General features: G+C 69.0%; 13 protein-coding genes, 1 tRNA gene and 1 pseudogene. 7 read left to right on the plus strand and 8 right to left on the minus strand.

Features of this window, described 5'->3' with window-relative positions; translation table 11 throughout:
- Positions 1 to 23: 23 nt before the first annotated feature.
- From mshC to IE069_RS15435, 3 genes are all read right to left on the minus strand, one after another.
- Positions 24 to 1,298 (minus strand): cysteine--1-D-myo-inosityl 2-amino-2-deoxy-alpha-D-glucopyranoside ligase, encoded by a 1,275-nt coding sequence (gene mshC, locus IE069_RS15425; RefSeq protein WP_189351573.1) that lies wholly within the window; start codon positions 1,296 to 1,298, stop codon positions 24 to 26.
- Between the two features lie 63 nt (positions 1,299 to 1,361).
- Entirely contained in the window at positions 1,362 to 2,198 is an 837-nt protein-coding gene (locus IE069_RS15430; protein ID WP_189351574.1) for an undecaprenyl-diphosphate phosphatase, read from the minus strand.
- 108 nt (positions 2,199 to 2,306) lie between these two features.
- Positions 2,307 to 2,540, minus strand: coding sequence for a hypothetical protein (locus IE069_RS15435; RefSeq protein ID WP_189351575.1), 234 nt, complete (start codon positions 2,538 to 2,540; stop codon positions 2,307 to 2,309).
- Between the two features lie 133 nt (positions 2,541 to 2,673).
- Between IE069_RS15435 and IE069_RS15440 the strand changes: the two genes are divergently transcribed.
- Positions 2,674 to 2,928 carry a DUF5703 family protein gene (locus IE069_RS15440; protein WP_189351576.1) on the plus strand — a complete coding sequence of 85 codons (255 nt, stop codon included), beginning with the start codon at positions 2,674 to 2,676 and terminating at the stop codon, positions 2,926 to 2,928.
- Positions 2,929 to 2,932: 4 nt separating this feature from the next.
- Here IE069_RS15440 and IE069_RS15445 read toward each other — a convergent pair whose 3' ends face one another.
- Both IE069_RS15445 and IE069_RS15450 read right to left on the minus strand, forming a co-directional pair.
- Complete coding sequence (locus tag IE069_RS15445; protein WP_189351577.1) at positions 2,933 to 4,096, minus strand: acyl-CoA dehydrogenase family protein; 1,164 nt, start codon at positions 4,094 to 4,096, stop codon at positions 2,933 to 2,935.
- 10 nt (positions 4,097 to 4,106) lie between these two features.
- Positions 4,107 to 5,426 (minus strand): M20/M25/M40 family metallo-hydrolase, encoded by a 1,320-nt coding sequence (locus tag IE069_RS15450; RefSeq protein ID WP_189351578.1) that lies wholly within the window; start codon positions 5,424 to 5,426, stop codon positions 4,107 to 4,109.
- A 157-nt stretch (positions 5,427 to 5,583) separates the two neighbouring features.
- Between IE069_RS15450 and IE069_RS15455 the strand changes: the two genes are divergently transcribed.
- The 4 genes from IE069_RS15455 to IE069_RS15470 all read left to right on the plus strand — a co-directional run bounded on the left by IE069_RS15455 (position 5,584) and on the right by IE069_RS15470 (position 7,922).
- Positions 5,584 to 5,669, plus strand: a tRNA-Leu gene (locus tag IE069_RS15455).
- Between the two features lie 135 nt (positions 5,670 to 5,804).
- Entirely contained in the window at positions 5,805 to 6,077 is a 273-nt protein-coding gene (locus IE069_RS15460; RefSeq protein WP_308425402.1) for a glutaredoxin domain-containing protein, read from the plus strand.
- 127 nt (positions 6,078 to 6,204) lie between these two features.
- Positions 6,205 to 7,308, plus strand: coding sequence for an S-(hydroxymethyl)mycothiol dehydrogenase (locus IE069_RS15465; protein WP_189351579.1), 1,104 nt, complete (start codon positions 6,205 to 6,207; stop codon positions 7,306 to 7,308).
- A 2-nt stretch (positions 7,309 to 7,310) separates the two neighbouring features.
- Positions 7,311 to 7,922 (plus strand): MBL fold metallo-hydrolase, encoded by a 612-nt coding sequence (locus IE069_RS15470; RefSeq protein WP_189351580.1) that lies wholly within the window; start codon positions 7,311 to 7,313, stop codon positions 7,920 to 7,922.
- A 25-nt stretch (positions 7,923 to 7,947) separates the two neighbouring features.
- On the opposite strand, the gene IE069_RS15475 is transcribed toward IE069_RS15470, so the two are convergent.
- Positions 7,948 to 8,685, minus strand: coding sequence for a lipoate--protein ligase family protein (locus IE069_RS15475; protein ID WP_189351581.1), 738 nt, complete (start codon positions 8,683 to 8,685; stop codon positions 7,948 to 7,950).
- A gap of 15 nt (positions 8,686 to 8,700) precedes the next feature.
- On the opposite strand from IE069_RS15475, the gene IE069_RS15480 reads away from it, so the two are divergent.
- A complete protein-coding gene (locus tag IE069_RS15480; protein ID WP_189351582.1) occupies positions 8,701 to 9,309 on the plus strand; it encodes a uridine kinase in 609 nt (202 codons plus the stop codon).
- A gap of 9 nt (positions 9,310 to 9,318) precedes the next feature.
- On the opposite strand, the gene IE069_RS15485 is transcribed toward IE069_RS15480, so the two are convergent.
- Complete coding sequence (locus IE069_RS15485; protein WP_189351583.1) at positions 9,319 to 10,170, minus strand: thioesterase family protein; 852 nt, start codon at positions 10,168 to 10,170, stop codon at positions 9,319 to 9,321.
- Positions 10,171 to 10,318: 148 nt separating this feature from the next.
- Here IE069_RS15485 and IE069_RS15490 point away from each other — a divergent pair, with 148 nt between their 5' ends.
- Positions 10,319 to 10,759: a ribosomal maturation YjgA family protein gene (locus tag IE069_RS15490; RefSeq protein WP_189351584.1), complete on the plus strand. Its 441-nt coding sequence runs from the start codon at positions 10,319 to 10,321 to the stop codon at positions 10,757 to 10,759.
- A 110-nt stretch (positions 10,760 to 10,869) separates the two neighbouring features.
- Here the strand turns inward: IE069_RS15490 and IE069_RS15495 are convergent.
- Positions 10,870 to 11,863 (minus strand): annotated as a pseudogene (locus IE069_RS15495) (IS481 family transposase).
- Positions 11,864 to 11,941: the final 78 nt, after the last annotated feature.

Below are 11,941 nucleotides of genomic sequence, written 5' to 3' on the forward strand. Positions count from 1 at the left end.
CCGCAGGGTCAGGGGGCGCTCCGTCAGAGGCGGAGGCCGAGCAGGGCGTCGACGGCGTCGGCGAGCCTGCCGCGGGCGGCGGGATCGGCGTCGCCGGTATCCGGGTCCGCCGCGGCCCAGGCGTCGAGCTCGCCCAGTGCGGACGGGGCGTCGAGGTCGTTGGCCAGGTGCGCCATGATCCGGGCCGGGAGCGTGTCCGCCTCGGCGCTGGTGGCCGTCGCGAGGCGCGCCGACCAGGCCGCCACGCGCTGCCTGGCCGCGGCGAGCAGCGCGTCGGTCCAGAACCAGTCCGTGCGGTAGTGCTGCCCGAGGATCACCGTGCGGATGGCCATCGGGTCCTCCCCCGCCTCCCGCAGCTTGGACACGAGCACGAGGTTGCCCTTCGACTTGCTCATCTTCTCGCCGTCGAGGCCCACCATGCCGGTATGCACGAAGTGCTCGGCCAGCGGTTCGTTGTCCTGGGCGCTGGCGTGACCCGCGGAGAACTCGTGGTGCGGGAAGATCAGGTCGCTTCCGCCGCCCTGGACCGTGAAGGGGGCGGGCAGGAAGCGCCTCGCGATGACCGAGCACTCGATGTGCCACCCCGGGCGCCCCTCGCCCAGGCTGCCGCCGTCCCAGACGGGCTCCCCGTTGCGGGCGACGCGCCAGAGCAGCGGGTCGAGGGCGTCGCGTTTGCCGGCGCGGTCCGGGTCGCCGCCGCGTTCGGCGAAGAACGCCGCCATCGTCTGCGCGTCGTATCCGCTGATCGCGCCCAGGCGCCAGGCGTCGTTCGCCGCGGCAGCCGAATCGAAGTAGACGTCCCCGTCGGGTTCGCCGTCGGCCCCGTCCACCCGGTACGCGCAGCCGTCCGCGATCATCTCCTCCACGACGGGCACGATCCACGAGACGGATTCGACCGCGCCGATGTACTCGGCCGGCGGGATGACCCGCAGCGCCTCCATGTCGCGGCGGAAGAGGTCGGTCTGGTCTGCGGCGAGGTCCCGCCAGTCGACGCCGTTCGCCGCGGCGCGTTCGAGCAGCGGATCGTCGACGTCTGTCACGTTCTGGACGTAGTCGACCTCGCGGCCCTGCGCCCGCCACAGGCGGTTGAGCAGGTCGAAGGAGACGTACGTGGCCGCGTGCCCCATATGGGTCGCGTCGTAGGGGGTGATGCCGCAGACGTACAGACTGGCGGTGCTCCCGGCCCGGACGGGCTCGACTACGCGGCGCGACGAGTCGTGGAGGCGAAGCGGGGTCGCTTCAGCGCGGGCCGCCAGGGTGGGCATGGGCGGGATGACAGGGGCCTGCCAAGCGTGCACGTGGCATCCTTTCGGAGTGACGGGGAATTGCGGGCTCGCTCGAGCCCCAAGAGGGTCAGCGTATTAACCGGGCTGAATAATCCCGAATCCCAGCAAGAGGAAGATCGCGATGCCTAGTCCGATCCGGTACCAGACGAAAATCCGGTAGTTGTGGGTCGAGATGTACTTCAGCAGCCAGGCGACGATCGCGTAGCCGACGACGAATGCGATTCCCGTGGCGACCAGCGTCTCGGCGAGGCTGAACGGTCCGTTGAGCGACGGCTCGGTCAGGGATTTGGCGAGTTTGTAGAAGCCCGAGGCGACGACCGCGGGAATCGCCAGCAGGAAGGCGTACCGGGTCGCGGCCTCGCGGGTGTAGCCGAGCATGAGGCCGCCGGTGATGGTGCCGCCCGAACGGGAGACCCCCGGGACCAGGGCGAGCGCCTGGAAGAGACCGTAGATGATGCCGTGCTTGTACGTCAGCTCCTTGAGCTCGCGCTGCTGCCGTCCGTAGGTGTCGGCGAGTGCGAGGAAGATGCCGAAGACCACCAGCATCGACGCCGTGATCCACAGGCTCCGGAACGTGGTGTCGATGAAGTCCTCGAGCAGGAGGCCCAGGACGCCGATGGGCAGGCTGCCGATGATGATCAGCCAACCCATGCGGGCGTCGGGATCGTTGCGGGGCGCCTTGCCGACGAGCGACTTCGCCCACGCCGAGACGATGCGGACGATGTCGCTCCAGAAGTAGAGGACGACCGCGGCCTCGGTGCCGAGCTGCGTGATCGCCGTGAACGCGGCGCCGGGATCCTGCGCGTTCGGAAGGATCTCCCCGACGATGCGCACGTGGGCGCTCGAGGAGATCGGCAGGAATTCGGTCAGGCCCTGAACCAGGCCGAGAATAATCGCTTCTATCCAACTCACGACCACGACCCTACTTGAAGCGCAGGACGGCTAGAGCCGGACACACCACGCCCCGGAAGAGTTCATACCTGGGGAGGAGGCGGCGGGCAGACCCGGGACACCGTCCGGTCAGTCGTTCTCGTCGTCGTCGTCGTCCTCGCTGTCGTCGTACAGCTCCAGTGGCAGGACTTCCTCGTGGGCGTCGTAGAGCGCGTCCTCGTAGCTTTCGAAGGCGTCGGCCACGGCGAAGAAGGCGGCCTCGACGGAGGGGTCGGACTCGCTCCGACGCGACACGACAGCGCTCAGGTGCTCGTCCAGGGACACCTTCAGTGCTTCGAGAGCAATGCGCGGATCAGTAGTCATGCTCTGACCGTACCGTCGAATCAGGATCCTGGGTAGAGCGGATTTCTCCGCGAGCCTCCCTGGAGGGTTCCGGCGGGGCCGGGGGCATTTCGCGTCTTGAAATCGGCGGCCGCCGGAGTACTCTCTCAAACATATGCAGCATCATTCGCAACCGCCGACCAGCTTCCCCACGGCCGAGCGGGTCAGGGACCCGCAGGATCCGTACGAGTACCTCGTGGTGACCGTCTACCCGGGGCAGTCGCTGGCGGAGGCGCGCCAAGGACTGGTCGAGCACGCCGAGTACGGCAAGTGGGAGCTCAGGCGCACAGTGAAGTACACGGGAGGCCTCTACCGCTACTGGCTGCGCCGCCGCGTCATGCGCGTCGAGCGCACGATGCACCTCTTCTAGAGAGCTAGACTGCCGGGCCGAGCAGCCAGTTCGCCACCGTCGAATGGGCCGATTCGGCGTCCGAGGGATGGTAGAGGCTCGCCAGCACGTCGCGGTAGAGCCGTTCGAGTTCGCTGCCGCGGTAGTACTGCCCTCCCCCGGAGACCTTGAGCGCCGCGTCGACGCCCGAACGGGCGACGTCGCCCGCGCGGGTGCGCAGGCTCACGAGCCGCGGGAACCAGGCCGGACCGTGGTCGACACCCTCGTCGAGATCGCGGGTGACCTGTGTGAGGAAGGCGTCGAGGGCGAGGACGTCCATGCCGGCGCCGGCCACGCGCCAGCGGATGTCGGGGTCCTGGTCGAGCGTCCGGTCGGCCGCCAGGGAGCGCCGTCTCGCCGGATGCTCGGCCGCGAGCTCCAGCGCCCGGTCGGCGATCCCGGTATAGACGGAGGCCGTCAGGGTGAGGAACGAGCCGAAGATCCCGAAGATCAGGGCATCGGCCTGCGGTCCGGCCGGCAACCGTGTGTGGACCCAGGCGGGCGGGGCCAGCGCGCCGTCCAGCCGGGTGGACTGGGACTGGCTGGCCCTCATGCCCAGGGTGTCCCAGTCGTCGCCGACGGCGACCCCGGGGTCGGACCGGTCGACGAACGCGTGGACGAGCTCGCCGGCGTCGTTCTTGCCGAAGACGCCGAGGCGCGTCCAGGCCGGAGAGAGCGAGGTGAAGATCTTCAGGCCGGTGAACCTCACGCCGTCGGCGGATTCCTCGGCGCGGGTCAGGGAGTCGAAGAGCACCATGTCGTTGCCCGCCTCGGAGATGCCGAACGCCATCACGTGGCCGTCGGCGATCCAGTCCGCGACGAAGTCCAGGCGCGTGTCCCCCTTGGTCCGAAGCAGATGCACGACGCCGGCCCACACCAGGTGCATGTTCACCGCGAGTGCCGTTCCCGGCGCGTGGGCGCCGAGCAGCCGCTGCGCGGCGGCGGTCTCGGACAGGCCCCAGCCCGCGCCGCCCTGCTCGACCGGGAGCATGGCCTTCAGGTAGCCGGCGTCGACCAGTGCGTCGAAGTCCTGCTGGGCGAAGGTGTTCGACTCGTCGTGGCCGGAGGCGCGCTCGCGCATCCCGGCCAGCAGCTCGTCGGTGAGGACGGCCCGCACGCGCGGCTCGAGCCCGGGGTGGAGATTCGGCATGGCGGGCCTCCTAGTAGGTCGAGATCAGGCGGTGCAGGACACGCACGCCGAACTGCAGCGCGTCGACCGGGACGCGCTCGTCGACGCCGTGGAACATGCCCGTGAAGTCCAGATCGTCCGGGAGTCTCAACGGCGCGAATCCGTAGCCGGTGATGCCCAGACGGGCGAGGGACTTGTTGTCGGTGCCGCCGGAGAGCATGTAGGGCAGGACGACAGCGTCCGGGTCCTCCGCCTTCAGGTTGTCCACCATCGATTCGACCAGATCGCCGGAGAACGGGACCTCCAGCGAGATGTCGGCGTGGTCCGTGATGATGTCCACCCCGTCGCCCGCGAGCCGCTGCAGCGTCTCGAGGACCAGTTCGTCCTGGCCGGGCAGAGTGCGGCAGTCGATCATGGCCTCCGCGCGGCCGGGGATGACGTTGTGCTTGTATCCCGCGGTCAGCGCCGTCGGGTTGGACGTGTTCTGCAGTGTCGCGCCGACGAAGCGGGCCACCGTTCCCAGCTCGTCGAGCAGCGCCTGCGGGTTGCCCTCGTCGAACTCGACGCCCGTGATGTCGGAGACGCCGTCGAGGAAGGCGCGGGTGGTCTTGGTGTACTCGATGGGCCACTGGTGGGCTCCGATGCGGCTGACCGCCGCCGCGAGGCGCGTGACGGCGTTGTCGTCGTTGATCTGCGACCCGTGGCCGGCGCGTCCCGAGGCCTGCAGCCGGAGCCAGTTGATGCCCTTCTCCGCCGTCTGCAGGAAGTAGGCGCGCCGCCCGTTGACGGTCGAGGAGAACCCGCCCACCTCGCTGATGGCCTCGGTGGCGCCCTCGAACAGGCCCGGGTGCTCCTGGACGAGCCAGCCGGCGCCGTACGTGCCGCCGGCCTCCTCGTCCGAGAAGAAGGCGTAGACGATGTCCCGCTTCGGCCGCTGGCCGTTGCGGTGCATGGCGCGCATGACCGCGAGGATCATCGCGTCCATGTCCTTCATGTCGACGGCGCCGCGCCCCCAGATGAGGCCGTCCCTGATCTCCCCGGAGAACGGGTCGATGCTCCAGTCCTCGGCCTGGGCCGGAACCACGTCGAGATGGCCGTGCACCACGAGGGCCGGCAGCGAGGGATCCCGGCCGGAGACCCGTCCGACCACGCTGGCGCGCCCCGGCGAGGACTCGAAGATCTGGGGGTCGGCGCCGGCCTCGGCCATGAGCGCCGCCACGTACTCTGCTGCGCGCCGCTCGCCGCGCGAATCGTTGTTCCCGAAGTTCGAGGTGTCGATCCGGATCAGGTTCCGGCAGATCTCGACGACTTCTTCTTCGGCGGTGATGGGCTGCTGACGAGGCGGGTTCAAGGTGTCTTCCTTCCGTGGCGGACCGTGCCACCAGCCTAGCGACGCACGCCACAACCGGTGAATTGGTGTCCATGGAAATCATCGTGTAGAGTATTACTCGCTGCTGACGCGGCGGGAGAAAAGAAAAACGCTCCTGACCTGCGGAAATAGTTCACCTGCGCGGGTGGCGGAATAGGCAGACGCGCTAGCTTGAGGTGCTAGTCCTCGTATTAGAGGGTGGGGGTTCAAGTCCCCCCTCGCGCACAGAGGTCCGGATTCGGACATGAAGGCCGGCTTCCTTTGGAAGCCGGCCTTCGCTGTTTCCAGGCGTCCTCCCGAACGGGACGGACTCCGCCCCGAGCCCGGAATACCGGGCGGCGCGCAGCCGTTGAGACCAGCATGAGCGAATCACCACTGAACGAGTACATCCCCGCATCCGGCGTCACGATGTTCACCACGTCCTGGTGCGGCTACTGCCGCAACCTCAAGCGCATGATGGAAACCGAGGGCATCGACTACCGCGAGGTCAACATCGAGGAGACGCCCGGCACGCCGGAGATCGTCGAGTCGTTCAACAATGGGAACCAGACGGTTCCCACCCTCGTCTTCCCGGACGGGAGCGCGGCGACGAACCCGCGCATCGACGAGGTGCGAGCGCGCCTGCAGAACTGAGACGGATACCACCGCCGACGCGGAAGGGAAATCTTTCGATCACCGATCTTTCCGCGTGATTGGATGAAGGGGCTGTCCCGATGACGGGGCGGCCCCTTCTCATGCAGTGCCGAAGTCAGGAGAGATCATGCCCCAGAACGTTCAGGGCGTCGTCGTCAAGGCGAAAGATGCCCCCGCAACCATCGAGACCATCGTCATCCCCGATCCCGGACCCGGAGAGGCGGTCGTCGACATCCTGACGTGCGGCGTCTGCCACACGGACCTGCACTACAAGCAGGGCGGCATCGGCGACGAGTTCCCGTACCTGCTGGGCCACGAGGCGACCGGCGTCGTCTCCCAGACCGGCGACGGCGTGACCGAGGTGTCCGTCGGCGACCGCGTGATCCTGAACTGGCGCGCCGTGTGCGGCGAGTGCCGCGCGTGCGCCAAGGGCCAGCCGCAGTACTGCTTCGCGACCCACAACGCCGATCAGAAGATGACGCTCGAGGACGGGACGGAGCTGTCCCCGGCACTGGGCATCGGCGCCTTCGCGGAGAAGACCCTCGTGGCCGCCGGACAGTGCACCAAGATCGACGACGACGTCGACCCGGCCGCCGTGGGCCTGCTCGGCTGCGGCGTCATGGCCGGCATCGGCGCGTCCATCAACACCGGCGAGGTCAAGCGCGGTGAGTCCGTGGCCGTCATCGGCTGCGGCGGCGTCGGCATCGCCGCCATCGCCGGTGCCGCCCTGGCCGGGGCGACGACCATCATCGCCGTCGACATCGACCCGGACAAGGTCGCGATGGCCGAGAAGCTCGGCGCCACGCACGGCGTGAACTCGTCCGAGCAGGACCCCGTCGAGGCCATCCGCGAACTGACGGGCGGCTTCGGCGCCGACGTCGTGATCGAGGCCGTCGGCCGGCCCGAGACCTACGAGCAGGCCTTCTACGCGCGCGACCTCGCCGGCCGCGTGGTGCTCGTCGGCGTCCCGACTCCCGACATGAAGATCGAACTTCCGCTCCTGGACGTCTTCGGGCGTGGCGGGTCGCTCAAGTCCTCGTGGTACGGGGACTGCCTGCCGAGCCGCGACTTCCCCATGCTGGTCGAGCAGTACAAGCTCGGCCGCCTGGACCTGGACGCCTTCGTCACCGAGCGCATCGAACTCGGCGACGTCGAGGCGGCGTTCGAGAAGATGCACGGCGGCAAGGTGCTGCGCTCCGTCGTCGAACTCCCCGCAAGCCAGGAGGTCTGAGAATGGGTGCACGCATCGAGAACATCGTCACGTCCGGGACGTTCAGCCTCGACGGCGGGACGTGGGAGGTCGACAACAACGTCTGGATCGTCGGCGACGACGCCGGGGTCATCGTGATCGACCCGGCACACGACGTGGAGGCCATCGCGGCGGCCGTCGGCGGCCGGACCGTCGAGGCCATCCTGCTGACCCACGGGCACGACGACCACATCCGCTACGCGCGCGATGCGGCCGACAGGCTGGGTGCCGAGATCTGGATGAACCCGGCCGACCAGATGCTGTGGGAGGCGGTCTACCCCGGCACGCGCCCGGATCACGAGATCGCCGACGGCGACGTCTTCACGATCGCCGGCGCCGAGCTGGTCGCCGTGCACACGCCGGGCCACTCCCCCGGCTCCACGTGCTTCCACGCTCCGGGGCTGGGCACCGTTTTCTCCGGCGACACGCTGTTCAACGGCGGCCCGGGCGCGACCGGGCGCTCGTTCAGCAGCTTCGAGACGATCGTGGAATCGATCCGGGCCAAGCTGCTCGTGCTCCCGGCCGACACCGTCGTGCGCACCGGCCACGGCGACTCCACCCGGATCGGGGACGAAGCCCCGAACATCCAGGAGTAGGTCGATCGGGGCCACCGACCGCTGATCAGGCGGTGGCAACCTCCACGTGCTCGGCGTAGGCCGTGAGCAGGGCGTCCTCGACGTCTGCCACGGTCGCGCCGGGCACGAGGTCGTCTACGGCCCCGGCGGTCGCCGGATCGAACGGCAGGTCCAGCGCGTCGTAGACGTCCGTGAGCACCGCGCGCAGCGGGCCTGAATCCTGCACGACGAACACCGACGCGAACAGCCACGCGCCCGCGACGACGCGCTGCGCCGTACCGACGAGCTTGACCGGCCGTGCCGCGCGCGAGTACACGCCCGGATTGCCGTGCACGCTGAATTCGCCCGGGCAGTACTCCCCCTCGATCTCCCCCACATGGGCGTCGACACCCAGCGTCCCCAGGGCACGCGCGTAGAGCTCGCCCAGCGCGCGGAACCGGCCCTGATGCCCCAGCACGGCCTCCGGGTCCGGCTCCACGTGGTCGACGATGAGGGTCCCCCGGTGATACGCGGCGGCACGACCCCCCGCCCTCCGGACGAGCGGCGTGAACCCGGCGTCCGCGGCGAGGCGTGCGGCGTCGTCGTACCCGCTCAAGCGCGTGTCGCGCTGCCCGAACGCCAGCGTCGGCGCCGGCCGGTAGATGCGCAGCGTGGGGCCGGCCCCGCCCGCGCGGACTGTCTGCAGGAGGTCGACGCCGGCCGCCAGGTCGCGTGCGGCGTCGTCCGACGCGCCCTCGCGGACGACGGTGAGCGGGCCGACAACGGCGGAATTCCATGCAGTCATGACGTTGATTCTAGGATGGACTCCGTGCATTCGTCGTCTCAGACCCTCATCCTGCTCGGCGGCGCTTCCGGCGCCGGCAAATCGTATCTCGCCGCCCGCTTCGGCCGCCCCCACCTGGTGCTCGACAACTTCTACCGCGAGATCTCCGAGCACCTGCCGGAGAGCCCGCTCCCCCAGACGCCGTACGGCGAGATCGACTGGGACGATCCCGGGACGTGGAACACCCAGGCGGCCGTCGATGCCGTCATCGAGCTGCTGGAGACCGGGCAGACCCAGGTGCCGGACTATACGATCACGACGTCGAGCTACGACGGGTACACGCTGGTGAGCCTGGACCGTGGCCCGGTGATCGCCGAGGGCATCTTCGGCGACCGGATCGTCGAGCCGCTGCGCCGCCAGGGAGTGCAGTTGCAGGCGATCTATGTGGACAGCAGCCCCCTGTCGACGGCCGTGCGGCGATTCGCCCGCGACGTGGCGGAGCGACGCAAGCCGATTCCGTTCCTGATCAGGCGGGGCATCTCGCTGTACCGCACAGAAGGCGGGCTTCGTCGTCGGTATCTGGATGCCGGATTCGTGCCGATGCGGAAGTTGGCTGTGAAGAAGCTGCTGGGCGGGCTCCGGTAGGGTCTGCCGTCAGGCCGTGCGGCCCGGCATCGGGCGGACGGTCAGAATCTGCTCGCTGCGGCCGAACGGCCCCTTGACGTCGTGGAGGACGCCCGAGGTGAGCCCGATCCCGTCGGTCCCGTAGGTCTGCTGCGCCTGGACGCCGAGCCACTCGCCCTCCGGTGCGCGGTGCATGTGGATCTGCAGGTCCACGTTGGGGAACATCCACGATTCGGGTCCGGGTTCGACGCGCGGTGCGACGCCGTTCGCGGTATCTACCATGCCGAGCAGGCGGACGAGCGGCGTGGTGGGGCCGCTCGAGACCATGTCGAAGGAGCTGCGCAACCAGACGGTCCCCCTGCCCGCGCGGTGGCCGTCCTCGACGCGGAAGTCCAGCCCCTCGATGTAGCCGCCGGGCCACGGCGACATGCCCTCCCACGCGGGCAGGTTCTCCGGGTGGGCGACGGTGGTGTCCTCGACCGCATGCACCTCGGAGCTGTCGCCCGTCTTGAGCCGCCACGCGCGGGCCACGATGGAGGTGCGGCCCTGCGTGATCATCTCGGCCTCGATCAGCTCGATGGTTCGGCCTGGACGGATCATGCGGGTCTCGATGTGGAATTCGCCGCCGTGGATGATCCCGTGGATGTCCAGGCTGACCCGCGCCATGCGCATGTCCTCGCGTGGCTGGAACCGCTCCAACTCGTGGGCGATGATGCCGGTGGCTGGTGCCATGTGCTGCTCGTGGGGGTTCCAGGCGCCCTGCGCATGCACCGTCGAGCGGTAGTGCCCGTCCCCGAGGTCCTCGTAGAAGAAGTCCCCGACAGCGAGCTCGGGGAGCTCGGCCTGCTGTGCGGTGTTCGTATGCGTTGGTGCCTTGGACATCGGCTGCTCCTCGGTCGTGACAGGGCGTCGGCGGTGACGTGGCCCCAGCCTAGTGAAGAATCCGACCGGGGTGTTAATGGATCTTAACTCACGCGCGGCACCGCCGGCGCCCGTCGGGAGAGCTGCGGTGCGGCGCTAGACTCCTCGGATGACATCGTCAATCTCGGCCTCCCCCGGCGCCCGCCGTCGTCTTGCTCTCGCGGGCGCGGCGCTGTGCGTGGTCCCGCTGGGCCTGGCTTCGCGCTTCCTGCTGAGTGGTGCGGTCGGCGATGTGGCCGGCGGCGCCCTCTACGCGGTCCTGATCTACCTGATCGTCGCCTTCGTCGTTCCCGCTTGGCGGCCGCTGCGCGTCGCGGCGGTCGCCGCGGGTCTCTGCTTCGCCGTCGAGGTGTTCCAGTTGACGCCGGTGCCCGGGAACCTGGCCGAGGTCTTCCCGCCGATCTCCCTTGTGCTGGGCACGACCTTCGTGGCAGCGGACCTGCCGGCCTACGCCGCCGGAGTACTGGCGGCCGCGCTGGTGGACCGTTTGCTCGCGCGGACGAGTCGCCAGCCCGCCGAAGGGGAATCCGCGGTGACGGCAACCGAATAGGCCGGGCAGGTCGCCGGCAGACGACAAAGCCCGGGGCCGGCTGTAAGGTGCGCAACCGGACCCGGGCTTCTGCCGGTCCACTCTGCCTCTTGACAAGAACAACCTACATATCAGGTGTATGGGGCCATGACGTTGGTGACGCCGGCACGCAGGCGTGAGGCCGGCGGGCGGCCCTTCGCGGCACTATTCGGTCGATGGTAGTTGAAGTGGATGTTCCAGGTCTTCAATGCTTCGGCACGCTCGGCCTCTGAGGTCCAGGTCCGGGCATAGAGGAATTCCTCGGCGAGGATCCGGTTGTAGCGTTCGACCTTGCCGTTGTGCCTCGGCGTGTAGGCCCGAATCCGCTGATGAGTGGACGCGAACGTGAGGACGGTGCGCACGAAGTTCTTCGCCGTGTAGTTCGACCCGTTGTCCGTGATCACGCGGGTGATCCGGGTGATGCCGTGGGCGGCGAAGAACGCGCGGGCCCGGTGGAAGAACCCGATCGTGGTCGCAGCCTGCTCGTTGGGCAGGGTCTCGGTGTAGGCCAGGCGGGAGAACCCGTCCACCATCGTGTGCAGGTACACGTACCCGCGTTTGGCGCCCTGCTTGGCCTTCGCCCGTTCGGCGGCGCGGGCCTGGTCGCTGTCGCGGCCGTGGGCGAACCAGCCGCCGCCGTCGGGGATCCGGCCGGTCTTCTTCACGTCCAGGTGCACCATGTGCCCGGGATACCGGGCGGTGATCTTCCGTGAGGTCTTCCTCGAGGTCTCTCCGTCGGGCAGCAGGTGCCGGCGCCGGTTGATGCCGAGGCGGACGAACCAGCGCCCGACCGTCCGGGGGCTGATCCGGATGCCTTCACGGTCGAGTTCGAACGCGATCCGGGTCGCGGACCACTTGTGATCCCGCCGCAGCGCCTCGATCCGGGCCACGACCTCCGGCGGGACCTGCGACGGGGAAGCGAGCGGACGGCACGAGGACTCCTGGAGGCCGGCGGGGCCGTGCTCGGCGTAGCGGCGGCACCACTTGGCCACGGTGGCCCGGCTGATCATGTGCTCTGCCGCGACATGAGCCTTCGGGCGGCGCCAGCAGGCTTCGACGATCCTCAGGCGGGCGATAGGGGGTCAACGCGGCGTTAGCCTCGGTCTTTCATGAGCGCGGGGTCGGCAAGACGTAATTAAAAGGGTAAAGGTGCTCCTGACCTGC

The organism is Zhihengliuella salsuginis, assembly GCF_014651715.1.
Classification (GTDB): Bacteria; Actinomycetota; Actinomycetes; order Actinomycetales; family Micrococcaceae; genus Zhihengliuella; species Zhihengliuella salsuginis.